The sequence below is a fragment of the Actinoplanes sp. NPDC026619 genome (genome assembly GCF_040638295.1).
GTDB lineage: Bacteria > Actinomycetota > Actinomycetes > Mycobacteriales > Micromonosporaceae > Actinoplanes.
In genome coordinates this window covers 256,516-281,734 of sequence record NZ_JBEZYA010000011.1, presented here as the reverse complement: position 1 = coordinate 281,734, position 25,219 = coordinate 256,516, and the positions used below count along the sequence as shown (strand labels likewise).

The following is a 25,219-nucleotide window of genomic DNA, read 5'->3' as shown; positions in this document are numbered from 1 at the left end:
TCATGAACAGATCATGAACGGCGAATGTATGGAACTCGGCATAACGATGACCGAACGGTCGATGCCTGGCGTCGTCCATCCGTAGACAACTGGCCGTCCCGTCGATACTGCGAACGCAGTATTTGAGCTGGCTCCCAGGAACCGCCGTTACGGTGAGCCGCCCCGTACCACCGTCGCGGTAGGCCGGTCACCTGCCCGCTACCACTTCGGGAGGACGCGTGACGCCCACCCACCGCCTACCGTCGTCACCGTGTTCACCACGGTGGCCGCGCGGATCCGCCGAAGCGCCATGCGGCACCCGCTGCTGATCGACGCAGGTCTCGGCGCCGTCCTCGCCCTGCCCGCGTTCATCGCCGCGACCGACGCTCACCACTTCGCCGGCGGACCACGGCCGGGTGGCATCGACATCGGCCTCTTCGTGTGGGCCGTCGTCGGCGTGCGCCGCCTCTGGCCGATCCCGATCCTGCTGATCACCACGGTCGCCGCGGTCACGATGACGCTCCGGGCCGACGCGCAGCAGCCCGACCTCATGATCGCCCTGGTGGTCGTCGTCTACACCGTTGCCGCCGACCTCGACCGGCTCCGCATGTGGGTCACTGCCGCGGTCGTCGCGCTGCCGCTCTACGCCGTCACCGCCTACACCTCGGACAGCAGTTGGTGGGCCCCGCAAAACCTCGGTGTGCTCGCCTGGATCGGCCTGGCGACCGCGATCGGCGATGCCAGCCGGACCAGGCAGGCGTACGTCGCCGAGGTCGAGGAACGCGCCCGCCGGGCCGAACAGACCCGGGACGGCGAGGCCCGCCGCCGGGTCGTCGAGGAACGCATCCGCATCGCCCGCGAGCTCCACGACGTCGTCAGCCACCACATCGCGATGATCAACGTGCAGGCCGGCGCGGCCCGGCATGTGCTCGCCCACCAGCCCGAGGCGGCCGGCTCGGCGCTCGACCACATCCGGCGCGCCTCCGACACCGTGCTCCGCGAGCTCGCGTCGGTCGTCGGGGTGCTGCGCGAGGCCGACGACCCCGACGCCGTCACCGAGCCGACCCGGGGGCTCGCCCGCCTGTCCGAGCTGCTCGGCACGGCGAACGCGGCCGGCCTGCAGGTCGAGCACCACCAGCACGGCGCCGTCCGCGAGCTGCCGGCCCTGGTCGACATGGCCGCCTACCGCATCCTGCAGGAGTCACTCACCAACGCGCAGAAGCACGGCACCGGATCCGCCGGCCTCGCGATCAAATACACCGCCGGCCACGTTGTCCTCGAAGTCACCAACCGGGTCGGCACGAACGGCACGGCCGGCGGCTACGGCCTGGTCGGCATGCGGGAACGCGCCACCGCCACCGGCGGCACCCTGAAGACCGAGCGCCGGCCCGACGGCACCTTCCGGGTGCGCGCGGTCCTGCCCGCCCCGACCCCGAAAGACCAGCCATGACGATCCGGGTCCTGCTCGCCGACGACCAGGCGCTGATCCGCGCCGGTTACAAGCTCATCCTCGACGGCAAACCCGGCATCGACGTCGTGGGCGAGGCCTGCGACGGCGCCGAGGCGGTGGACCTGGCCCGGAGCACGCGGGCCGACGTCGTACTCATGGACATTCGCATGCCTGCGATGGACGGCCTGGAAGCGACGCGGCGCATCGTTGCCGACGAAGACCTCGATGGCGTACGCATTCTCGTGCTCACCACGTTCGAGAACGAGGACAACGTGGTGCGCGCGCTCCGGGCCGGGGCAAGCGGCTTCCTCGGCAAGAACGTCGAGCCGGACGACCTGGTCCACGCGGTGCGCACGGTCGCGGCGGGCGAGTCGCTGCTCTCGGCGGCCGCCACCCACTCGCTGATCTGCCGGTTCCTGAGCCGCCCCGAACTCGAGCCGCTGCCCGAACCGGACCTCGGCCGGCTGGCCGCGCTCACCGACCGCGAGCGGGAGATCCTCGTACTGGTCGCGCACGGCCTCTCCAACGAGGAGATCGCCGAACGCCTGCACGTCTCCCCGCTCACCGCGAAGACCCACGTCAACCGAGCAATGACAAAATTGGGTGTACGCGATCGCGCGCAACTGGTCGTGCTGGCCTACCAACGCGGGATCGTCCGCCCCGGCGAGTCCTTGACCTGAGCGCGCACGCGGGAAGTCAGGTCCGCTGTGTTGCGGGCGCTGGTGCTCGGCGTAGGGCTGCTGCGCATCTTGCTATGAAGAGCCTCTGCGCGGCCGTCGTCAGCGGGCCACCCAGCCGGGCCAAGGGGTGCAGGGGGCGGGAGCGCACGTCCACCTCGAAGTGGACCTGGTTGTCGGGGTCCAGCCATACGGTGAAGCGCTCGTCGCCTTGGAACGTGTGGCCGGGCAGCGCTACGTAGTGCATGGAGGTGCGGTCCGGGTCGCGTATCACCTCGGTCACCTCGCATGGCTCCGCCAGCCGCAGCCGGCCGATGCCGATCTGCGACACCATGTGCAGGCCCACCGTTGCCTCCGGGGTTTCCGGCTTGACACCGGCGCCGGCCCGGCGGTGCATCTGCCAGGTCAGCAGCTCGGTTGAGGCTGCCTCGAAACGGTCCCGGCCCTGGCCGATGCGGTGCGACCAGTGGTGTGCCTGCTCGCGGTCGGCCCAGGCGACCATCAGTGCGGTCAGGACGGCGGCCGTGTTCAGCACTCCGTGGGTCAGCACCATCCAGGTCAGGCCCAGGTGCGGGATGTCGAGCAGCTGGCCGGACGCGTAGAGCAGGGCCAGCGTCATCGTGATGATGCTCAGCGCCAGCAGCAGGCGGGCGGCCCGGCCTCGGCGGGAGGCGATCGCCAGCCATAGGCCGGCGCTCAGCAGGCCGGCGCCGATCAGTTCGATCAGGTCGCCGGCGTCCTGGCCCAGTGGGGTGCGGCCGGCTAGGAAGCCGAGACCGACCACGGCCACGCCGGCCGGGGCCAGGAACCGGGCCGGGCCTCGGGCCAGCGAGACGAGCAGCAGGGCGCCGAAGCCGGCGACGTGGAAGTGGGCGGCGGTCAGGCCGAGGACGCCCAGTGGGAATCCGAGCAGGGTGACTCCGGCTCGTTCGGCCAGCAGCCCGGCCGCCGCCACCGGCAGGCAGGCCGCGGCGAAGGCCACCAGCCGGTCGCGACGCAGCGCCACCGGCACCGCCAGGCAGGCCACCAGATAGGGCACGCAAAGCAGCGCCGCAACCGCCCCGCGCGGCAGCAGCAGCGACCCAGCCGCCGGCACCGCCACGGCCGGCCACCACCGCACCAGGAGGCGACCCAGCCCCAGCTTTTCCGGGCTCAGGGCTCCCAGGCCCAGTGGGACGAACGTCAGTACGCATAGCGCCACCACCAGGTGCAACCCGGCCCAACCAGGCCCGCTCAAGTGATCCATGTCTGGCCCCGTTTCGGCGCTTGTCCGTACCGGCAACGGCCCAGCGGTCCCGGCGCCGGCGGTATTTGAACGTGTTCAAGAAGAACGCTAGCGCATCGAGGGGAGGCAGCGGAAGCCCCGGTGTCAGCCTCGGGACGGGGGTGCGGTTGAGCCTCGGATCACCAGGCGGGTCGGCACCGTGATGTCGTCGCCGGTGGCGGCGCCGGTAAGCAGGGACAGCAGCATGCGGCCGGCCAGTTCGCCTTGGCGGCGTACGAAGGCCAACCCCGAGGTGGCCAAGCAGCTCGCCGAGCTCGACAGCGAGGCCCTGCGCAGCCAGCTGATCATCTCGATCGACGCGATGAGCCGGCTGCGCGAGAACCACGAGGGCGAGTTCTGGGCGGACACCCGCCGCATGCACCTCTTCGACCCGAAGACCGCCATCCGCACTTCGATGTGGACGAGGTGCACGAGGTGTACCGCGATTGGCGGCGGATCTCCGACGCGTACCCCGGGGATCGGGTCTTCGTCGGTGAGATCTGGGTGCAGAGCCCCGAGCGGCTGGCCCGCTATCTGCGCCCGGCTGAGCTGCACACCGCGTTCAACTTCGCGTTCCTGGCGGCGCCGTGGGAGGCGGACGCCCTGCGCACGGCCATCGACGACACCATCCGGACGCTGGCGGTGGTGGGTGCGCCGCCGACCTGGGTGCTGTCCAATCACGACGTGGTCCGGCACGTCAGCCGGTACGGCAACGTTCGCCGGGCCCGGGCGGCCGCGCTGCTGATGCTGGCGTTGCCCGGGAGCACCTACATCTACCAGGGCGAGGAGCTCGGCCTGCCGGAGGTGACGGACCTGCCCGCCGAGGTGCGCCGCGATCCGGAGTTCCGGCGCAGCGGCGGCCGCGAGCCGGGCCGCGACGGCTGCCGGGTGCCGCTGCCGTGGTCCGGGACGACACCGTCGTACGGCTTCGGCCCCGGCCCGGCCGCCTGGCTCCCCCAGCCGTCGGACTGGGCCGCTCTCACCGCCGAGCGGCAGTTGGCCAACCCGGCGTCGATGCTCGGCCTTTACCGGGCGGCGCTACGCCACCGCCGCGCGCTGCCGTCCCTCGGCGACGGCCCGCTGGCCTGGCTGCCGTCGGCGCCGGAGGTGCTGGCGTTCCGCCGGGAGCCGGGTCTCGTCTGCGTGGTGAACGTAGGCGAGGACCCGGCCCCGCTGCCGGCCGCGGTGCGGGGCGCCCGCCCGGTGCTGACCAGTGGCCCGGTGGTCAGCACCGAGACGATCGCGGGCGCGACCGCCGCCTGGTACCTGGACTAACGGCCCAGGTGCGGGACGTGCAGTTCGGCGGGCTCGGGCGGGAGGTCGCCGACGCCGGCGGCGACCGCCTGGTCGTGCCGGCGGCGGGCCGACGGCAGAGCCAGGGCGGCGGCCACCGCGATGACCGCGACCACCGCGCAGGCGCCGAAGCCGTAGGTGAAGGCGTCGTCGGTGGGCAGGCCCTGCGCCGTGGTGTGCGAGGTGATGACCGCGGCGACCACGGCTGTGCCGATGCTGCTGCCGATCGTCCGGGCGATGGTGTTGACGCTGGTCGCCTCGCCGGTCTGGGTGGCCGGCACGCTCTCGATGATGGCGTTCGACATGGCCGCGAAGGCCAGGCCGATGCCGGCGCCGGCCAGCACGCCGGAGAGCACGACCTGCCACAGCGAGCCGTGTGCCACGGCCGGCACCGCGAACGCGGCGACCACGAACACCGCGCCGAGGAACATCGGCAGCTTCGGGCCGTACTTGCGGTTGAGGATGCCGGCCAGCGGCCCGAAGATCACCATGGTCACGACGGTGGGCAGCAGGAACAGGCCGGACTGCGAGACCGACTTGCCGAAGCCGTAACCGGTCATCGCGGGCAGCTGCAGCAGGGTCGGGACGAGCAGGAACGTGCCGAACATCGCGAAGCCGAGGATCAGCGAGACGATGTCGGTGGCCCACACCCCGCGGACCCGCATCAGGCGCATGTCGACCAGCGGCTCACGCACCCGCAGCTCGACCAGGACGAACGCGGCCAGCGCGACGACGCCGAGCGCGAGCAGGCCGATGGTCTTGGCCTCGCCCCAGCCCCACGACTGGCCCTTGCTGATCGCCAGCAGCAGCGCGACCAGCCCGACCGAGAGGATGCCGGCGCCGGGCACGTCGAGCTTGCCGGGCGTGCGCACCGGCGACTCCTTCATCCCGAAGACCGCGCCGAGCAGGGCGACCACGACCAGCGCCAGCGGCAGCCAGAACAGCCAGTGCCAGGACAGGTGCTCGACGATCGGGCCGGCCGCCACGATGCCGACGCCGGCGCCGATGCCGAAGATCGCCGACAGCAGGCCGACGATGACGGCCACCCGGTCGCGCGGCATCTCGTCCCGGACGATGCCGATCGACAGCGGCAGGATCGCACCGGCCGCGCCCTGCAGCGCGCGGGCGACGATCAGCACCGCCAGGTTGGGCGCGAGCGCGGCGACGAGGGTGCCGACGCCGAGGGCGATCAGCACCCCGATGAGGACCTTGCGCTTGCCGATCATGTCGCCGAGGCGGCCGAGGATGGGTGTCAGGACCGACGCCGACAGCAGGTAGGCCGTGATCACCCAGCTCACGCTGCTGGTGTCGGCGCCGAGATCGCGGCCGATCGTGCCGAGCGCGGGCGCGACCAGCGATTGGAGCACGGCGAAGGCGAGGCCGCCCAGCGACAGGTACAGCACCAGCATGCTGCCGCCACGCGGGCGGTCGACGGCGGCCGACCCGTCCGCCTCGAGTGTTTGCGTCATGTCGGTCCCTCACGCTCGATGTAAACGCTTGCTGACTAATTATCGGCAGCACTCTACCTAAGTCAACAATTGCTTACGTCACACCCCGGCCGGATGACGGGCGCCGAGGCGCAGGACCAGGTGCGACACCAGGCCCAGCGGCAGCACGAACCAGCAGGAGGCGAGGCGGTAGACGAGCACAGCGGCGGCCGCGGCGGCGTGCGGCGCCCCGGCGGCCGCGAGCCCGGCGAGCAGGCTCGCCTCGATCAGCCCGAACCCGCCGGGCGTGATCGGGATCTGCCGCACGACCTGCACCGCGAGATAGACGGTCGCCAGGTGCGCCACCGGCAACGACAGGCCACACCCGCGAGCGGCGGCAACCAGACAAGCAAGATCAAGAAGCCAATTGAGTACGGCGAATCCGACCGTCACCGCAAGATGCCGTGCCCGCACCGCGCGCGCCTCGCGAAAGAGCCGCCACGCAGCCCCGGTGGCCCGCCCCGCCCCGGGCAGCCGGAAAGCAGATCCGGCCTCAACCGGCGGAACGGCGCGCCCGGCGCGGGACAGGTGAGGAGCGCGCCCGGAGCCGGCCGTCCCGGAACGCCTCGCACGGGGCAGGTGGAAGGCGGGCTCGGGCCGGGGCGGACGCACGGCGCGGCGGGAGCGCGTCCGGACGACCGCGACGACGAATGTCCCGGCGGCAAGCAGGAGCACCACGACCACGACCGCGGTCGCCGGATGGCTGGAGCCGGCCACGCCGCCGTAGGTGAGCAGCAGGCCGGCGACCGAGGCCGCGCCGGACAGCAGCATGGTCGTCGCCGCACCGGCCGGGCCGGCGCCGCGGCGGCGGTACTGGCCGACCGCGTAGGCGGCAGAGACGGCCCCGCCGGCCGGGAACGCCAGGCTGATCGCCGACCGGGCGAGTGCGATCAGCACCGCCACGGGCGGTGACATCCGCACCCCGAAGGCGGTCAGCATGACGCGCTGCTGCCAGGCGAAGGCCGCCTGAGACAACACCTGCAGGACGATCGCGGCCGCGAACCACCGGGCGTCCGTGTCGCGCAGAGCCGCGAGGATGTCGGCCGGCTCGGGCATGCGCCCGCGCAGCGTCACCACCACGATCAGGGCCGCCACCAGTGCGAACAACGCCCGCACCCACCAGCGCTGCGACGCGGCCAGCACCGACTTACGAACTGCGGCCAGCGCTCCCCCGGCGACCGGCTGATCGAGCCCCGCGGCCGACCGGTCGAGCCCGGCCGCCGACTGATCGAGCGCCGCCGACCGATCGAGCTCCGCCGGCGTGGCGGGCGCGTGCCCTGCCTCGGCTTGGCGGCTCATCCTCTTCACCTGACTTTGGGTAAACGTGCAATGACTCCGGCACGGTACATCAACAAGCGTTTACATGCTGACGAGTGGTTGATCACATGCGGCGCGTGACGAGATATGTAAATGGTTGCTTACTTAGCGCCGGGCTGTCGGATACGCTGGCGGGCAACAGTGAGAGGTGGCCCGACGTGTCAGGTGAGCCCAGCGCCCAGGCCGTTCAACCGGAGCGCCGGCGACGCAACGCGGCCCAGACCCGGCAACTGCTCATGCACAAGGCGCGCGTCCGGTTCATCCGCGACGGCTACGCCGCGACCACCGTTCGCGACATCGCCGACGACGCCGGCGTCAACGTCGCCCTGATCAACCGCTACTTCACGTCCAAGGAGGGCCTGTTCGAGGCCTGCCTGGGCATGGCGGTCAACGACATCCGGAGCAACACCGAGAACGTGACGCTCGAGCAGATCACCGAGCGGATCGTCAAGCGGCTCGCCGGCGACACCGACGATGCCCGGCTCCAGGATTCGCTGATGTTGCTGCTGCGCACCTCGGGCGATGAGCGGGTCAACGACATGCGGCGGGAGATCCTCGAGGCGGTCAGCGAGAAACTCGCCGCCGCCGGGGGCGCTCCGGTGGACGACCAGCGGCTGCTGCGGGCGCAGGTGGTGCTGAGCACCGCGATCGGCATCACGCTGCTGCGCTCGTCGCTGCGCCTGACCCCGATCGCCTCCGCCGACGAGCAGGACCTGATCGGCCCGCTCACCGACGTCGTCAACGCCCTGCTGCCCCGCTGACCCCCGGCCGGCGACGCTGCCGGCCGCGGGGGCATCGGGTCAGACCGCCACGTGTGTGGCGTCGGCGGCGGCGACGTCCTGACGGCTGGCCTTCACCAGGACCAGGGCGGTCAGCGCGGCCACGCCGATCACCGCGGCGCTCACCCAGAACGCCACCGTGTAACCGTGCACGGTGGCCACGCCCTGCAGCGCCGGGATCTGCGAGGGATCCGTGGCGTGCGAGGTGATGTATCCGGCCACCGCCGAGGTGAAGATGGTGTTCAGCAGGGCTGTGCCCAGCGAGCCACCGATCTGCTGGGTGGTGTTGATCAGCGCGCTGGCCACGCCGGCATCATGGTCGGCCACGCCGACCAATGCCGTGTTGGACATCGGGCCGAAGACCACGCCCATGCCGAAGCTGATGATCAGTTCGGCCGGGAGGACGTGGCTCCAGAAGCCGGTGTCCAGGCCGATCCGGGTCAGCATGACCATGCCGGCCGCGGTCATCAGCAGACCGGCGAACATCAGGATGCGCGGGCCGACCCGGGTCAGCATCTGCGCCGACAGGCCGGCGCCGGCGATGATGCCCGCGGTGAACGGCAGGAAGGCCACGCCGGTCTTCAGGGCCGAGTAACCCAGCGTCAGCTGCAGGTAGTAGGTGAGGAACAGGAAGACGCCGAACATGCCCGCGCCGACCAGCAGCGCCGAGAGGTACGAGCCGCCCCGGTTGCGGTCGAGGATGACGCGCATCGGCAGCAGCGGGTGCGACGAGCGCAGCTCGATCACCACGAAGCCGACCAGCAGCACCACCGCGGCGACCAGGAACGAGATGGTGGTGGCCGAGTCCCAGCCGTCGCTGGCGGCCTTGGTGAAGCCGTAGACCAGGGAGACCAGGCCGAGCGTCGAGGTGAGCGCGCCGGGCAGGTCGTAGCGGGTGTTGCCCTCGGCCTTGCTCTCGCCGACGAAGCGGACGGCGGCCAGCGCGGCCACGATCGCGATCGGGGTGCTGACCAGCAGGGTCCAGCGCCAGGAGGCGTACTCGGTGAGGACGCCACCCATCAGCAGACCGATCGCGCCGCCGCCACCGGCGATGGCGCCGTAGACGCCGAACGCGCGGGCCCGCTCCTTCGCCTCGGTGAAGGTGACGGTGAGCAGGGACAACGCGGCCGGGGCCATCAACGCGCCGAACGCTCCCTGCAGGGCACGGGCGGCGAACAGGGTCTCGGCGTTCTGGGCGAGGCCGCCCAGCGCGGACGCCACGGCGAAGCCGAGCAGGCCGATGATGAAGGCCCGCTTGCGCCCGGTGAAGTCGGCGATCCGGCCACCCAGAAGAAGAAGACCACCGAAGGCCAGGGTGTACGCCGTGATGATCCACTGCCGGTTGGCGTCGCTGATACCGAGCGCGACCTGGGCCGTCGGCATGGCGATGTTGACGATCGTGGCGTCGAGCACGATGAGAAGCTGCGACACGGCGATGACGGCGAGCGCGAGCCACTTCGATGGTGATTTACCGGATATATCCGGCGCAACGCGGGCGTCAGAAGCTGTGATGGACATGGAGATTCCCCCTAAAAGGGCACGCGGAGATCACCCGCGCGGCATGCAGGGCCGCGGGGTCCGTCAGGGAAGAGAGTCAGGACCTGGTCAGGAGCGGGAGGACGATGTCGTCGACGACGTGGGCGATGTAACCGTCGTCGAGCGAATGCCCGAGAGCGAAACAGTGCATGAACAGCAGGGCAGGCACGATCTCGTCGATCAAGCCGGCGTCGTAGCCGGGGCGCAGTTCCCCGCGGCGCTCGGCCCGCTCACAGATGGCTTCCGCGAACGGCACCTTCGACTCCTGCATCGACCGCAGTTCCGCGGCCAGTGCGGGGTCGGTGTGCAGAGCCATGAACAGCCCGGCCAGGATCGGTCCTTCCTCGCCGGTGATGAAACAGCCGATCTCGCCGAACCACGCCATCAGGTCGCCGCGCAGGCTTCCGGTGTCGGCGGGCGGCGGCGACTCGGCCTTGCAGCACCGCACCGCGTCGGCGACCAGACCGGCCTTGGTGGGCCAGTGCCGATACAGTGTGGCCTTGCTGGCCTGGGCTCGCGCTGCGACAGCGTCCACCCGTAGGCCTTGATAGCCCGCCTCGCCGAGCAACTCGTAGGTGGCGCGCAGGATCGCCTGCTCCCGCTCCTCGTCGAGCCGCCGGGTGCGCCCGGCTGTGGTCTCAGCCATCACGAACCCCCCGTCTTCACGGCCATGCGAAACGAAACTGTTTCGTACACTAGCGCTCCTGCCTCCGTATGGCGATCTCCAGTGCCGATTGTGACCCAGCCAACGGCAAAGGCGCCCACCGGAGGTGAGCGCCTTGCAGTCATGCCGTTCTATATATCTGGACTCGCCAGTAACTTAGGGCGCGCCGAAGAGATGTTCGCCGGGCTGTCGAGAGCTGTTCAAGGGCGTGAACTCCTCATATTCGACGCGATCGCTCCGATTTGGCAACCGTGTCCGTTGCTCCCCACCTCCGCCGGATCGGCGGTGCGACCGCGCTGACCCTGGCGCTGGTCGTGCTCGAGGCGGCCTGGGTGCTCCTCGGGCTGCGGCACGTGTGGTCGGCGCCGGGGCTCGGGTGGGTTCCCGTGGTGACGACGGCGGCGACCGCCGCGTACGCCTGCTGGCGGGTCTCCATCCGGATGGATCTCGCCGCGGCAACCCGCCGGTTCTGGCGGGCGCTCGCGTTGGCCTGCGGGGTGCTCACCGTCGGCGAGATCAGCAACATGCACGACGCGCTCAGCGGCCCGGAGCCGACCCAGTACATCGGCCCGCTGACCCTCGGCCTGCTGGTCGTCGTGGTGCTCATCCTGATCTGGGCGATGCTGCGACTGCCGGTCCGGCAGCAGGGCCGCGGCGACTGGACCCGGTTCGCGCTGGACGCCGGCGTTCTGCTGATCACCTGCGGCGGGCTGCTGTGGCGCCTCTGGCTGCACACCGGCGGCGAGTGGACCCGGCAGAACCTGGCGATGCTCGCGGTCTGCGCGCTCGCCATGGTCTCCGTCACCGCCCTGGTCAAGGTGACCTTCGCGGGCACCGCCGAGCTGGACCGGGGAGCGCTGAACATCCTGGCGGCCGGCGTGGCGGTGGCGGCCGGGTGCGGCGCGCTGAGCCCGGCCTTCGCCGAGCACCCGCACCTGACCACCTCGCTGCTGTCCGGGCCCTTGGCGTGCCTGGCCACCGTCATCGCGGCCCGGCGGCAGTTGCGCGCCGCGGCCGAGCCGGCCGGCGACCGGCGTCCCGGCCTGCGGTTCAGCATCCTGCCGTACGTCGCGGTGGCGGCGATGACCGCGATGCTGCTGGCCGGCGAGTCCGACGACGGTCCCGAGGAGCTGACGGTCGCGCTGTGCGTGGCCGCGATCACGGCGCTCGTGGTCATCCGGCAGATCAGCGCCCTGCGCGACAACACCCGGCTGCTGGCGACGGTCGACGCGAACCTCACCCAGCTGCGCGACTACCAGGCCGAGCTGGACCACCAGATCAGCCACGACGCGCTCACCGGCATCGCGAACCGGCAGCGGTTCGCCGAGCAGGTCACCGCGATGCTGGCGACCGGCGAGCCGTTCCACGTGGCGATGCTCGACCTCGACGACTTCAAGGTGATCAACGACCGGATGGGGCACGGCACCGGCGACGCGCTGCTGCGCACGGTCAGCCGGCGCCTGCACGAGAGCCTGCGACCGCAGGACTCGGTGGCCCGGCAGGGTGGCGACGAGTTCACCCTGCTGCTGCCCGGTCTCGACGACGAGGCCGCGGCCCGGCTGATGCGCCTCGTGCTCGACCGGGTGCAGGAGCCGCTCTCGCTGGGCGGCAGCGACCTGGAGCCGCGGGTGAGCATCGGCGTCACCACCGCCCGGGCCGGCGACTCGCCGGAGGAGCTGATCCGCCGCGCCGACGTGGCGATGTACGCCGCCAAGAACACCGGTGGCGGCCGCTGCACCTGGTTCGACCCGATCATGGACCAGCTCGCCGACGCGGACGCCAAGCTCGCCACCGACCTGCGCCACGCGATCGCGCGGGACGAGCTGTTCCTGCTCTACCAGCCGATCGTCGAGCTGCCGCACGGCCGGCTCGCCGGGGTGGAGGCGCTGGTCCGCTGGCGGCACCCGGAGCACGGCCTGGTCTCCCCGGCCACGTTCATCCCGCTGGCCGAGCGCAACGGTTACATCGTCGAGCTGGGCCGGTGGATCCTGCGCGAGGCGGTCCGGCAGGCCACCGAGTGGGAGCGCGAGTACGGCGAGAACGCGCCGGAGAAGGTCAGCGTCAACATCTCGGCCCGGCAGCTGCGCGAGCCCGGCTTCCCGGCAGAGGTCGCCGACCTGCTGCGCAGCTCCGGCATCGACCCCTACCGCCTGGTCGCGGAGGTCACCGAGACCGCGGTGCTGGGCACCGGCGAGGCGCTCGACGCCGTACGGGAGCTGCATGCTCTTGGTCTTCGCATTGCCCTCGACGACTTCGGCACCGGCCAGTCGTCGCTGAGCCTGCTGGTGGACTGCCCGGTCAAGGTCCTGAAGGTGGACAAGTCGTTCGTCGACGGGGTGACCGGATCGAGCGCCCAGGCGGTGATCGTGGACGGGTTGATCGGCATCACCGAGGGCCTGCAGATCGAGGCCGTGGCCGAGGGTGTGGAGACCGCCGACCAGGCGTACCGGCTGCACAAGATGGGTTACCGGCTGGCGCAGGGCTTTCATTTCGCCCGCCCGATGGCCGGCGAGGACATCGCCCTGCTCCTGTCCGTCCCGGCCGAGATCCCCCGAACCGTCCCGCAGATCTGATCTTCCTCAAACCCCGGCCGCGTCCGCCGATCAGGAAGACGGGGATCAACCGGACGGACGGGCGGCGGATGGACGTACGGCGCAAGCTGCTGGGCGCGTTTCTGGCGGCGGCCGCTCTGGTGGCCGGGACCGGCGGGGTCGTGCTGCGCGCCAACTCGCTGTCGGTGCGGCACGCCGCCGAGAGCGAGGCCGGCCAGCTGGCCCTGAGCATCGCCCGCGACGTCGCCTACGGCCTGCCGCTGACCGGTTCGGACGAGACCGCCACCCCGCTGTTCTACAACCCCAGGGGTCTCGCCTATTACCTGCGGCGCATGCACGACCTGCACCAGCGCGACATGGTCGTCGTCGACAAGTACGAGCGGATCCTCGCCGACGTGGAGCCGGACGAGGTCGGCAAGCTCTACACCGAGGACGAGGGCGGTCAGGTCGAGGCCACCATCACCGACGGCAAGACCCGGATCTTCACCGAGAACAGCGACGACAGTCCCGAGCCGATGCTCCAGGTGGTCGTGCCGGTGGGCGGGCCGGGCAACATCATCAAGGGCGCGGTGATCCTCGAGTACACGCAGCTCTACCGGGAGATGATGGCGGCCACCGCGACCACCCGGAAGATCATCGTGGGTGCGGGGCTGGTCTGCATCCTGCTGGTGATGCTGCTCGGCCTGCTGATCTCCCGGTCGATCACCGGCCGGATCGAGGCGCTGACCCGGGCCGTCGAGGTCATCCGGGACGGCGACTACTCGCGCCGGGTCGGGCTGCGCGACGGTGACGAGATCGGCCGGCTCGGGCAGGCCTTCGACGACATGACCGAGCGGCTCGAACGCTCGGCCCGGGAGATCCTCGCCAAGGAGTACACCGACAGCATCCTGGCCAACGCCGGTGAGGGCATTTGCGGCGTCGACGCGGACAACCGGATCATTTTCGCCAACGAGGCGGCCGGCCGGATCACCGGCCGTGGCGTGGCGGGCCTGCTCGGCCGGGACGCCCAGGAGCTACTGCCGGCCGGCGACGACGCCGAGCGCGAGGTCATGATCGAACGGGCGGACGGCTCGTCGGTTCGGGTCGCCTACACGATCAGCCCGATCGCCAAGGACGGCGGCGCGGTCGTGGTGCTGCGCGACGTAACCCGGCAGCGCGACCTCGAGCACGACCTGCGCCACCAGGCGCTGCACGACGGACTCACCGGCCTGCCCAACCGCAAGCTGTTCCTCGACCGGCTCGAGCACGCGATGAGCCGGGCCCGGACCGCCGGCGGCTCGGCGACGGTGCTCTACCTCGACCTGGACGGCTTCAAGAAGGTCAACGACAGCCTCGGCCACAACGCCGGCGACGCACTGCTGCGCACCACCGGCGACCGGCTGGTCTCGGCGCTGCGCGCGCACGACACGGTGGCCCGGCTCGGCGGCGACGAGTTCGCGGTGCTGCTGGAGGGGGCCGACCAGGCGACCGCCGAGCAGTACGCGCAGTCCTGCCTCGACGCGCTGACCCAGCCGTTCGTCGTGCACGGCCGCAAGGCGGTGGTGTCGGTGAGCATCGGCCTGGTGACCGGCATCGCCGGCTACGCCGACGCCGAGGAGGTGCTGCGCAACGCGGACGTGGCGATGTACGCGGCGAAGGGCCGGGGCAAGGGCTGCTTCCAGGTCTTCGAGAGCCAGATGCACGAGCAGCTGCTCGACAAACTCGACCTCGAGGGCCGGTTGCGCGACGCCGTGCACCGCGGCGAGCTGCGCCTGCACCTGCAGCCGGTGGTGGCGCTGCCGGGCCGGCGGGTCGGCGGGGTGGAAGCCCTGGTGCGCTGGCAGGACCCGGAGCGCGGGCTGCAGCAGCCGGGCGCGTTCATCCCGCTCGCCGAGGAGACCGGGCTGATCGCCGAGATCGACCGGTGGGTGTTGTTCGAGGCGTGCCTGACCGTCAAACGCTGGCAGGACCTGGCCCCGGACGCGTCGCCGGCCTGGGTGAGCGTCAACCTGTCGGCGGTCGAGCTGGAGCTGGCCGACCTGACCGACCGGGTGGCCTACGCCCTGGCCACCACCGGGTTGTCGCCGCACTGCCTGGTGCTGGAACTGACCGAGACGGTGCTGATGCGCGACCTCGCGGTCACCGCGGCCCGGCTCGAGGAGCTGCGCGAGCTCGGCGTGAAGATCGCCATCGACGACTTCGGCACCGGCTGGTCGTCGCTGGGCTATCTGCGCGACATCCCGGTCGACGTGCTGAAGGTGGACCGCTCGTTCATCACCGACCTGGCCGGCAACTTCCGGCAGCAGGAGCTGGTCAGCGCGGTCATCCAGCTCGGGCACACGCTCGGTCTCAAGGTCGTGGTCGAGGGCATCGAGACCGAGGAGCAGCTCAACCTGCTGACCCGGATGGACTGCCGTTACGCGCAGGGCTATTTCCTGGGCCGGCCGGAGCCGGTCGCCACGCTCATCGAACGCATGACGACCGGCGTCCAGCTCTAACCCGTCTTTATCCCTCGACGAACACCGCGACGGTCCGGGCCGGGACGGTGAACGTGCCGGTCGACCGGGCGAACGACGCCGTGCGGACGACCGGGTCGGCCGAGGCCCGCTGGATCGGGTGCAGACTGACCTGCTTCCCGGCCAGCGCGGCCACGGTCTGGTTGGTGGCCGCCGAGGTGGCGTTGAAGACGACCGTCACCGATCGGTAGTTCCGGTCGAGACCCCGTCCGTCCAGAGTCATGGTGATGACCCCCGGGGTCTCGGCGGAACCACTGAGCGGGAACGACAGCCGCTTCTGCACCTCGGCGGCGCTCGGGAGACCGAAGACCGGCGAGGAGCTGCGAATCCGCTGCAACTCCTGGAAGGTCGAGTCGGTCTGGTTGATGTTCGTGCAACCGGGGATCAGCTTCGCGTCGGCCAGTAGCGGCTTGGCGTAGACCCATTTGTCGGCGTTGTCGGCGGCGGGCGGCAGGCCCCGGCCGAAACCGTTGCCCTGGTTGCAGTCCCAGATGATCTGGTTGAACCAGTCGCCCGAGTTGAACGAGTTCCGATCCAGCGACTTCGACCGCAACCGCTCGCTGCCGCTCGCCACAAAACCAACACCCTGCCCGAGTACGGTCGTGGCGAGCGCAACCGCCTGAGCGCGCCCCCGATCGGCCGCCGACGTGGCTTGCGGAAGCTTGTAGGCGAGCGCGTCATAGAGGATCTCGTTGTCGTGCGCGTCCACATAGGTGATCGCATCCGACGGCTGCTTCGTGTAACCGGCCGGCGAACCGTTGTAGTCGACCTGCGAGCCGGTCACGGTGGCCCCGGACGAGTCCGTGAAGCTGTACGCCGCCAGGTTTCCGCTCAGGCCGACCTTGATCAGGTCCTGGTCGTGCAGGAGGCGGGCCTTCTGCTCGGCCGCGGTGCCGTTGGCGGTGTCGCCGTTCGGGTCGGTGAACAGGCCGGACGCGAAGCCCTGCATCCGCGGGTTCGCGTCGAACGGGCCGCCGCCACGCACCGCGTCCCGAAGGCGGTCGTTGAACGTGCCGATCCCGGTGCCCGCCATGTTGGCCTGGGTGGCCTGCACGAAGCGGGCGTTGCCGGCCACCTCGCCGAAGTCCCAGCCCTCGCCGTACACATAAATGTTCTTGCCGTCGACGCCGTCCTTGGCCGGCGTCAGTTTGTCGAGGGCGGCGCGCACCGCGAGGATGTTCGCCTTGGGGTGATGACCCATCAGGTCAAAGCGGAAACCATCGATTTTGTACGCCTTGGCCCAGGTCACGATGGAGTCGACCACCAGCTTGCCCATCATCGCGTTCTCCGGCGCGGTGTTGGCGCAGCAGGTGGAGTTGGCGACCGTGCCGTCGGCGAGCAGCCGCTGGTAGTAGCCGGGCACGATCTGGTCGAGCACCGAGTTAGGGTCGGTGCCGGCGGCCGAGGTGTGGTTGTAGACGACGTCCATGACCACACGCAGCCCGGCCTTGTTGATGCCTTGCACCATCTGCCGGAACTCGGCGGTCCGGTTGTCCGGGTTGACGGCGTAGCCACCCTCGGGCGTCGTGTAGTGCAGCGGGTCGTAGCCCCAGTTGTAGCCATCCGTAGCCGCCACCGCGGCAACGCACTTCTGCTGCTCCTCCGAGTCCGGCGGGAGGGATGCCAGGTCACAGGCCGGCGTGGCTTGATTCGCCCGGCTCTCCGGAATGGTGGCGAAGTCGAAAACTGGAAGCAGATGCAGGTGCGTGGTGCCGGCCGCGGCAAGTGCGGCAAGGTGTTTCATACCCGCGGTCTTCGGGTCGGTGAAGGCCTCGTAGGTGCCGCGCTCGGCGGCCGGAACCGTCGCGTCCGCCATGGAGAAATCTCGCACGGACAGCTCGGAGATCTGGATCTTTGCCGGGCTGGTTGCGGCCGGCTTGCGCAAGGACGACCAGCCGGCCGGCGCGAGTGCCGGATCATTCAGGTCGGCGATCTGGCTCAGCTTCGAGTCGGTCGACAGGGCGATGGAGTACGGGTCGGTGACGGCTGCCGTGACGATCTTGCCGGCGGCGGGCTGCCAGGCGGTGACCCGGTACTTGTAGTACTTCCCCTTCCAACTCGCCGGTCCGCGCGCCGTCCAGATTCCGGTGCGGTCATCCCGGCTCATGGCGACGCTCTGCGCCGCCGAAGTCGGCGTATCGAACAGTTGAAGATCAACTATGGTGGCGGTGGGCGCCCAGACCGCGAGGGTGGTGCGGGTTCGGTCGACCACCGGGCCGAGCTGGGCGCTCGTGGCCGCGGCGTAGACGTCGTCGAGCACTCCGGAGGTCTGCACACCGGTGGCCGAGAGCAGTTTTCCGGCAGCGTCACGCTCGACGGCTACCACCTGCCCGCGCAGCACCTGGCCGACATTTCCGATATTTGCCTTAAAGGCGTCTTGCTGCCACAGGTGCGGGAACTTCGTGCGCTGGGCCTCGGTGAGACCGTCGCGTCGAGCCTTCAGCGGGACCGTTGAATACGAACCGGTCAGCTCGCCGTCCGCAACGCCGATGCCGCCTTCCGGGGCGTACGCAAGCTCGTATCTTTTGCCGTCGGTGTTTTCGCTCGGCTTCCAGGCGATGGTCGACCGGTCGATCCAGACCGCGCTCTCCTTGGTCAGATCGATCACGCCGCCGGCGCCGGCCTTCTTGACGATCGGCAGCAGCCGGTCGGCGACCCCGCCGAGCAGCCAGACCTCCCGGCCCGCGGTCGCGAAGTCGAGGTGCTGGTCGTCCGGCAGATCCTTGGCGTCTCCCTGGTGGATGATGTAGTTCAATCCGGTCGCCCCGGCCGCGAGCGGCACCCGGAAGGTGACGCCGAAGGAGTCGGTCGACGCCGGCTGCAGCGGCGAGCCCCAGTCGGTGCCGGAGGCGGCGCCGTCCCAGACGTGCAGACCCCAGCCGCTGTAGTCGCCGTCGGCCCGGTGGTAGTGGATGATCGCGGTGTTCTGGTCCTGCGCCGGGTAGTCCTGGCTGGTGGCGACGGTCGTGTCGCCCTGCTTGAGCCAGACCTCACCGTTCTTGCTGGGGTCGAACGAGCGGTCGCCCTCGGTGTCCTTGACGCCGTCCTTGCTGACCACGATGAAGTTCACGGTCTTGGCGCCGGGCTTGAGCTTCACGTAGGCGAACTTGCCGTACGCGTCCTCGCCGATGAACGGCTGCCCGGCGGGCCAGGTGGTGGCCATCGAGTCGTCGACGTCGCCCCACACGTAGAGGCCGTAGTCGGCGTAGTTGCCGCTGGTCCGCTGGTAGTGCACGACCGCGTAGCCGGGACTGGTCCCGACGACCGGCGTGCCGACGACGATCGAGCTGGTGGTGGACGCGAGCCGGTTCTTGCTGTCGCGCACCACTGCCTTGTACCGCACCGTCGTGCCGCCGGCCAGGCCGTCGAGGTCGTGATAGATCGTGTACGGCGCCTTGGTGGCGGTGCCGACCAGCTGCCACGGGCCGTCGCCGACCTGCGCGGCCAGGGTCACGGTCGACAGCGGGTCGCCGGTGACCTGGGCGGTGACCGCGGCCCGGGTGGGCACGAGCGCGTTCGCGGCCGGCGAGGTGATGGTGATCGCCGGGGCCGAGCCGATACCGATCGGCGTGTCGCCCCGCAGCACCAGAGTGGACAGAGCCGGCACGGTGACGGTGAGCTTCCCCTCGGCCGCCGCCTTGATCACGCCGGTGCCGCCGTAGATGCCACGGAACGTCGCGCCGGCCGACGAGGTGTCGAACGTGACGGTCTGCGCGGTGGTGGCATTGTTGGCGGCCACGACGTATTCGTTGCGCTTGGTCCGGTCGACCCGGGAGACGGCGAAGACACCTTTATCCGCAGCCGCAAACCTGGTGATCTGCTCACCGCTGGTCAGCGCCGGGTTGGCCTTGCGCAGGGCGGCCAGCGAGGCGATGGTCCGGTAGAGCGGGTGCTGGGTGTTGTAGTTGTCGACCGCGTGGGTGCGGTCGGTGCCGATCAGGTCGTCGTCGAGGTAGTCGGCCGACTTCGACGCGAACATGTCCTGCCGGGCGTCCTTGTCGCCGCCGGGGCCGGTGAAGCCCTGCTCGTCGCCGGAGTAGACGACCGGCTGGCCGCGGGTCAGGAACATCAGCTCGTGGGCGAGCTCGTCCCGTCGGAGATAGCTGGCCGCATCCGCATTGCCGGACTCGATGAACGAGCCGATCCGGCCCATGTCGTGGTTGCCGAGGAAGGTCGGCAGCCGGTCGGCGTCGGTGTCGCGGGCCGTGTAGAGCGGATCCTTGGCGTACACGTCGGCGAGAGCCTGCCCGGAGCCGTTGCCGGTGACGAAGCCCTGGGCCGCGGCCTGGAAGGAGAAGTCGAGGGTGGCGGGCAGCCCGCCCTCGCGGACGTAGGTCGACTCGATCTCCTGGTCGGCGCTGTAGACCTCGCCGAACATGAAGACGTTCTTGCCGGTCTGCTTCGCCAGGCCGCTGGTGAACTGGGGCCAGAAGTCGAGATCGGCGTGCTTGACGGTGTCCAGCCGGTAACCGTCCACGCCGGTCGAGTTGATCCAGTCCGCGTAGATCTTGGTCATCCCGCGCACCACCTCGGGGCGCTCGGTCCACAGGTCGTCGAGGCCGTAGAAGTCGCCGTACTCGCTGTTCTCCCCGGCGAACGTCGAGTTCCCGCGGTTGTGGTACATCGTGGGGTCGTTCAGCCAACTCGGTGTTTTCGCTGACGCGTCCGATTTATTCGGAAATACCGGCGTGTAGGGGAACGACGTCGCTGCCGAAACGGAAGGGAAGCCGTTCTGGCCGTCCGAGTAGTTGCGGTCATCGAACGCGCGGCCCTGTGAATCCTGGTAGGGCGACGTCGCCTTGTCGATGTAGTCGTACTTGTTCTCGGCGTACTGGATCACGTCGGCGGTGTGGTTGACGATGATGTCCAGGTAGATCTTCAGGCCACGCTGGTGAGCCAGCCGCACCAGCCGCTTGAGGTCGGCGTTCGTGCCGAAGTGCGGGTCGACCTGGGTGAAGTCGGTGATCCAGTAACCGTGATAGCCGGCCGAGATGTCGGTGCCGCTGCCCTGCACGGGACGGTTCTTGAACACCGGGGCCAGCCAGATCGCGGTCGTGCCGAGACCCTGGATGTAGTCGAGTTTGTCGATCACGCCCTGCAGATCGCCACCGTGGTAGAAGCCCTTGTCGGTGGGGTCGTAGCCGGTCTTCAGCCGGTCTCCGCTCAGCCCGCCCTTGTCATTCGCCTTGTTGCCGTTGGCGAACCGGTCCGGGAGGACGAAGTAGTACTGCTCGTTGGTGGTGAGCCGGTCGGCGCCCCAACCGGCGATGACCGCGTCGCTCGGAGCTTTGGCGGTATCGGCGGCGGCGTGAGCGGGCACGGCGACGAGGAACGGAAGGAACAAACTCAATAAGGCAGCTAACAGCCTTTTCGCGACCACACTGTCCCCTTAGTTATGTGCTGCCCACACCTGAAAGGCCGGGCCGTAGCCATCGATGGTGGTGGAGCCATCTGGTTCGGTGTACAGCGGCTTCGCGCCGCCGTAAAGGTTCTCCCAGCGAGTCCCGGCCGGCAGGTCGGTGATCCGCAGCGGTTCACTGTCCCGACGACGAGCCAGCACGAGCACCGTCTCGTCGGCGCTCTCCCGCAGGAAGAGCAGGGTGTCCGCGTCGCCGGCCACCCAGCGCAGACCGCCCCGGCTCAGCGCCGGGTGTGCTCGCCGCAACTTGATCAGTTGGCGGTAGCGGTCGAAAGTGGCACGGTCCCACGACTCGGGCCGGTCCCACGGCATCGGCTGCCGGGCGGTGTCGTTGTTGTCGCCGGTCAGCCCGATCTCGTCGCCCGCGAAGATCATCGGGGTGCCGGGCAGGGTCAGCAGCAGCCCGGCCGCGACCTCCTGCCGCTCGGCGCTGCCCACCACGGTGCGGATCCGGGCGGTGTCGTGCGAGCCGAGGATCGACCATGAGGAGCTCCAGGATCGCCAGGACATCTGCGCCTGGAACGCCATCATGGTGGCCGTGGTCGCCGCCGCGTCCCGGACCGGCACCTCCCCCGGCACGCCGAGGAAGTCGTCGAACGGCAGCTCCTCGGCACGCAGCCAGCCCCAGACCGGGCGGGTGAAGCCGGAGTAGTTCATCGTCCCGTGCCAGCCGTTGCGGTCGAGGTCACCGGTGGCGTCGTGGGCGTGCTCGGCGAGCAGCAGGCCACCCGGGTCGGCCTCGCGCAACAGCCGCGCCACCTCATAGGTCCAGTCGTCGGCGCCCCGGCGGCCGGTCATGTTGGCCACGTCGATGCGCCAGCCGTCGAGCTCCGCGGAGAAGCGCTGAATGATCTCGACGAAGCGGCGGCGCAGTTCGGCCGAACCCCAGTTCAGCTTGGGCAGCGAGCCGTGGCCGAGCCAGGACTCGTACCCGCCGCCGGGCTTCTGGTAATAGAAATCGGGCCGCTCGGTGAACCAGGGGTGCGCGATCCCGGTGTGGTTGGTGGTCAGGTCGCCGAGGATCCGCATGCGCCGCTCGTGCACGGTCTGCGTCAGCCGGGTCAGGGCGGCGTCGCCGCCGAGCAGCGGGTCGACCCGGTCGAAGCTGGACGCGTCGTAGCGGTGCGCGGACCGGGCCGGGAAGAACGGCGTGAGATAGAGGGTGTCGGCGCCGAGCGCCTCGACATGGTCGAGTCTCTTGCGGATGCCGTCCAGATCGCCGCCGTAGACGACCTGCGTGGACCCCCGGAGCGCCGGAGTTTCCCACGAGGCCGGGGTCGCCCAGTCCGGCAGCTCCCGGTCGATCGCCGCGTCGGAACGGGCGAACCGGTCCGGGAAGATCTGATAGATCACGGCGTCCCGCGCCCAGGCCGGTGGCGCCGGGTGCGTGACCAGCCGGAAGTCGGTGTTGTCCGGCACGTCGTAATGGGTCAGGCCGAGGCCGGTCAGCCAGCGGACGCCCTGGCTGGTGCGGATCAGGAAGCGGTACGGCGTGACCGGGTTGCGCACCGGCATCTCGGCCCGCCACCACACGTCACCTCTTTTGTCCGTCCGGTCCACGACGGCCGAGGTGAAGACCGGCTCGCCGTCGCTGAGCCACCGGAGGTGGATTCGGCTCGCCCGGATCCCGGCCGGCACCCGGACGAAGACGCTGACCGTCTCGCCGAGCGCCGGCGCCGGGTTCGTGACATACAGCTCGGAGCCGTCGTGGTGCGGAATCATCCCTTCACCGCTCCGGCCGTCAGCCCCTCGACGATGTAGCGCTGCAACAGCTGGAAGACCAGCACGGTGGGGATCGCGGTGAGCAGCGTTCCGGCGCAGAACACGCCGAAGTTGGTGTTGCGCTGCTCGGCCGCGACCAGACCCCACAGGCCGACCGACAGCGTCTTGGAGCCGGAGTCGGTCAGGAAGATGTTGGCCAGCACGAACTCGTTGATGGTGCTGATGAACGCGAGCAGCCCGGTCACCGCGAGCACCGGCGCCACCAGCGGCAGCAGGATCCGGAAGAAGATCTCCACGTGCGAGGCGCCGTCCACGGTGGCCGACTCGTCCAGCTCGCGCGGAACGGTGTCGAAGAAGCCCTTCATCAGCCAGGTGCTCACGCCGAGCGCCCCGCCCAGGTACAGCAGGATGATGCCCCACCAGGTGTTGAAGCCGATCGCGGGCCAGTAATCGGTGATCGTCCCGAAGATGAGGAAGATCGCCACCACCGCCAGGAACTGCGGAAACATCTGGATCAGCAGCAGGGAGAGAAGGCCCACCCGCCGACCGCGGAAACGGCGGCGACTGAAGGCGTACGCGGCGAGCGCCGACAGGAACACCGACGTCGCCGATGCCACGCCCGCGATGACCACCGAGTTGCCGAACCACTTGGGGAAGTCGGTGTCGGTCAGCAACTTGCTGAAGTTGCCGAGGGAGAACCCGGTGGGCACGATCTCACTGGAGGAGAGCGTGCCGAGCGGGTTGAACGCCGACGACACCACGAACAGGATCGGCCCGAGCGAGAACGCCACGGCCAGCAGTCCGACCGCGTGCCGCCAACCCACCTGCTTGATCCAGCGCTTCACGCTGAGCCCACCTTTCGCATGCCCTTCTGGCCCTCGCCTGCGACGCCGTCCGCAGGTCCGGCTGAGTGCCGCTCGGTGCAGGCGGTCATGCGTACACCTCCTCTTGTGCTCTTGTCCTTCGGAAGGCAATCGCCGAGACGACGCCGACGATCAGGAAAATGAAGATCGAGATGGCGGCGGCGTAGCCGTATTGCGCGCCGGAGCCGCCGAAGGCGAGCCGGTAGGTGTAGGTGATGAGCAGGTCGGTGGCGCCGTTCATCGGGTTGTCGGCCGGGAACGGGCCGCCCTCGGTGGTCAGGTAGATCGCGTTGAAGTTGTTGAAGTTGAACGCGAACGACGAGATCAGCAGCGGGGTCAGCGCGACCATGAGCAGCGGCAGCACGATCCGGCGGAAGCTCTGCCAGGCGCCGGCGCCGTCGATCCGCGAGGCCTCGCTCAGCTCGGCCGGGATGGCCTGCAGCGCGCCGGTGGTCACCAGGAACATGTACGGATAACCCAGCCACAGCTGGACGAGCAGCACCGCGAGCCGGGCGGTGCCGGTCTCACCCATCCAGTTGACGTGCAGCCCGAGCAGGTTGTTGATCAGGCCGAAGTCGGTGTTGAACATGTCCCGCCAGACCAGCAGCATGGCGAAGCCCGGCATCGCGTACGGCAGCACCAGCAGCAGCCGGTAGAGGTTGCGGCCGCGCACCTTCTTCGAATGCAGCGCGAGCGCGACCAGCATGCCGAGGATGAACGTGCCGCCGGTGGAACCGAGCGCGAACGCGAAGTTCCAGACCAGGGTCGACAGGAACGGGCCGGAGACGGACCGGTCGGTGATCACCCGGGTGAAGTTGCTGAACCCGACACCGACCTTCCAGCCCTGGGCCAGCCGGTCACCGTCGGCGGCGACGAACGCGCCCTGTTTTTCGTCCGCCGTCCAGGTCTTGCCGGTGGTCGTGTCCCGGATGCAGTCGCACGCCTGGTCGTAGGCGCGGCCGGCCTTGCCCTCGTAGGCGCGGGAGAGACCGGACGAGCGGATCCCGCCGCCGTCGACCGGCACCGCGAGCGCGGTGATCTCCTTGCTGCGCAGGCTGGCCTGACCGGCGCTGAGGATCGTGTAGCCGTCGGCCGCGGTCACCTTGCCGGAGCTGGTGATGGTGGCGTCGTCGATCTTCTTCAGCCCGTCCGCGTCACCGGCCGAGACCTGCTTCGTGACCGGGTCGGTGATCAGGAAGACGAGTGGTCCGGTGGCCGGATCGCCGGTGGTGGCCACGCTCAACGCGTACTGGATGGAGCCCGGCACCTGGGTGACCGAGCCGCTCTCGATGGCCACGACGGCCTCGTCCTTGCTGCCGCGATGGCCGTCGCCGTAGTTCGAGAACGCGGTGCTGGCCGTGTAGAGGACCGGAAAGATCTGAAAGATGATCAGCAGGAGGGTGCCCGGCGCGAGATATTTCGCCGGGATGTGCCGCGGGGTGAGGTAGAGCCAGAGCAGCACGGCCGTGGTCGCGATCACCAGGCCGAGCCCGATCCAGGCCTCGTTCGCGACCAGCGGGAAAGCGGCCCAGACAGCGATCGCGACAACCAGTCCCAGCAGGACGACCTTGATGATTTGGCTAGCTAAGCGAGCCGGGGGCTCGTCCTTCTCGGGTGCGGGGAGGGCCCGCGTGGGTGGCCTCCCGAGCTGTATCGTCATCGATCGCCTTCCATGATGACCGTCAGTCTTGGCACATCTTTTGATGGTGGTACGTAGGTATG

The 25,219-nt window shown here is 69.8% G+C and carries 16 protein-coding genes; 6 read left to right on the top strand and 10 right to left on the bottom strand.

Annotated features, from left to right (window positions below):
• Positions 1-250 precede the first annotated feature (250 nt).
• Together AB0E90_RS24860 and AB0E90_RS24855 are read left to right on the top strand one after the other, a co-directional pair.
• Positions 251-1,429 (top strand): histidine kinase, encoded by a 1,179-nt coding sequence (locus AB0E90_RS24860; RefSeq protein ID WP_360410052.1) that lies wholly within the window; start codon positions 251-253, stop codon positions 1,427-1,429.
• Entirely contained in the window at positions 1,426-2,109 is a 684-nt protein-coding gene (locus AB0E90_RS24855) for a response regulator transcription factor (protein ID WP_360410049.1), read from the top strand. Before AB0E90_RS24860 ends, AB0E90_RS24855 begins: the two co-directional genes overlap by 4 nt.
• A 16-nt stretch (positions 2,110-2,125) precedes the next feature.
• On the opposite strand, the gene AB0E90_RS24850 is transcribed toward AB0E90_RS24855, so the two are convergent.
• Both AB0E90_RS24850 and AB0E90_RS24845 read right to left on the bottom strand, forming a co-directional pair.
• Positions 2,126-3,352 (bottom strand): YndJ family transporter, encoded by a 1,227-nt coding sequence (locus AB0E90_RS24850; protein ID WP_360410046.1) that lies wholly within the window; start codon positions 3,350-3,352, stop codon positions 2,126-2,128.
• Positions 3,353-3,475: 123 nt separating this feature from the next.
• The gene (locus tag AB0E90_RS24845; RefSeq protein WP_360410044.1) at positions 3,476-3,802 is read right to left on the bottom strand and encodes a hypothetical protein; all 327 of its coding nucleotides are present in this window, start codon (positions 3,800-3,802) and stop codon (positions 3,476-3,478) included.
• 3 nt (positions 3,803-3,805) lie between these two features.
• Here AB0E90_RS24845 and AB0E90_RS24840 point away from each other — a divergent pair, with 3 nt between their 5' ends.
• Positions 3,806-4,645, top strand: a complete 840-nt coding sequence (locus AB0E90_RS24840; protein WP_360410041.1) for an alpha-amylase family glycosyl hydrolase — start codon at positions 3,806-3,808, stop codon at positions 4,643-4,645.
• Here AB0E90_RS24840 and AB0E90_RS24835 read toward each other — a convergent pair.
• The gene (locus AB0E90_RS24835; protein WP_360410038.1) at positions 4,642-6,132 is read right to left on the bottom strand and encodes an MFS transporter; all 1,491 of its coding nucleotides are present in this window, start codon (positions 6,130-6,132) and stop codon (positions 4,642-4,644) included. The two genes, AB0E90_RS24840 and AB0E90_RS24835, sit on opposite strands and share 4 nt — an antisense overlap.
• Positions 6,133-6,210: 78 nt before the next feature.
• Positions 6,211-7,449 (bottom strand): lysylphosphatidylglycerol synthase transmembrane domain-containing protein, encoded by a 1,239-nt coding sequence (locus tag AB0E90_RS24830; RefSeq protein WP_360410035.1) that lies wholly within the window; start codon positions 7,447-7,449, stop codon positions 6,211-6,213.
• 176 nt (positions 7,450-7,625) lie between these two features.
• Between AB0E90_RS24830 and AB0E90_RS24825 the strand changes: the two genes are divergently transcribed.
• Positions 7,626-8,228, top strand: a complete 603-nt coding sequence (locus AB0E90_RS24825) for a TetR family transcriptional regulator (protein WP_360410032.1) — start codon at positions 7,626-7,628, stop codon at positions 8,226-8,228.
• 39 nt (positions 8,229-8,267) lie between these two features.
• On the opposite strand, the gene AB0E90_RS24820 is transcribed toward AB0E90_RS24825, so the two are convergent.
• Together AB0E90_RS24820 and AB0E90_RS24815 are read right to left on the bottom strand one after the other, a co-directional pair.
• Positions 8,268-9,764, bottom strand: a complete 1,497-nt coding sequence (locus AB0E90_RS24820) for an MFS transporter (protein WP_360410029.1) — start codon at positions 9,762-9,764, stop codon at positions 8,268-8,270.
• Between the two features lie 76 nt (positions 9,765-9,840).
• Positions 9,841-10,428 carry a TetR/AcrR family transcriptional regulator gene (locus AB0E90_RS24815; protein ID WP_360410026.1) on the bottom strand — a complete coding sequence of 196 codons (588 nt, stop codon included), beginning with the start codon at positions 10,426-10,428 and terminating at the stop codon, positions 9,841-9,843.
• 269 nt (positions 10,429-10,697) lie between these two features.
• On the opposite strand from AB0E90_RS24815, the gene AB0E90_RS24810 reads away from it, so the two are divergent.
• Entirely contained in the window at positions 10,698-13,019 is a 2,322-nt protein-coding gene (locus AB0E90_RS24810; protein ID WP_360410023.1) for a bifunctional diguanylate cyclase/phosphodiesterase, read from the top strand.
• A 68-nt stretch (positions 13,020-13,087) separates the two neighbouring features.
• Positions 13,088-15,475 carry an EAL domain-containing protein gene (locus AB0E90_RS24805; RefSeq protein ID WP_360410020.1) on the top strand — a complete coding sequence of 796 codons (2,388 nt, stop codon included), beginning with the start codon at positions 13,088-13,090 and terminating at the stop codon, positions 15,473-15,475.
• A 7-nt stretch (positions 15,476-15,482) separates the two neighbouring features.
• Here the strand turns inward: AB0E90_RS24805 and pulA are convergent, their stop codons facing one another.
• The 4 genes from pulA to AB0E90_RS24785 all read right to left on the bottom strand — a co-directional run bounded on the left by pulA (position 15,483) and on the right by AB0E90_RS24785 (position 25,157).
• Positions 15,483-20,843 carry a pullulanase-type alpha-1,6-glucosidase gene (pulA, locus tag AB0E90_RS24800; RefSeq protein ID WP_360410017.1) on the bottom strand — a complete coding sequence of 1,787 codons (5,361 nt, stop codon included), beginning with the start codon at positions 20,841-20,843 and terminating at the stop codon, positions 15,483-15,485.
• Positions 20,844-20,882: 39 nt separating this feature from the next.
• On the bottom strand, positions 20,883-22,634 hold the full coding sequence (locus tag AB0E90_RS24795; RefSeq protein ID WP_360410014.1) for a glycoside hydrolase family 13 protein: 1,752 nt from the start codon (positions 22,632-22,634) through the stop codon (positions 20,883-20,885).
• Positions 22,631-23,479: an ABC transporter permease subunit gene (locus tag AB0E90_RS24790; RefSeq protein WP_360410011.1), complete on the bottom strand. Its 849-nt coding sequence runs from the start codon at positions 23,477-23,479 to the stop codon at positions 22,631-22,633. The genes AB0E90_RS24795 and AB0E90_RS24790 overlap by 4 nt, the downstream gene beginning before the upstream one ends.
• 85 nt (positions 23,480-23,564) lie before the next feature.
• Positions 23,565-25,157 carry an ABC transporter permease subunit gene (locus AB0E90_RS24785; RefSeq protein ID WP_360410008.1) on the bottom strand — a complete coding sequence of 531 codons (1,593 nt, stop codon included), beginning with the start codon at positions 25,155-25,157 and terminating at the stop codon, positions 23,565-23,567.
• Between the last annotated feature and the right edge of the window lie 62 nt (positions 25,158-25,219).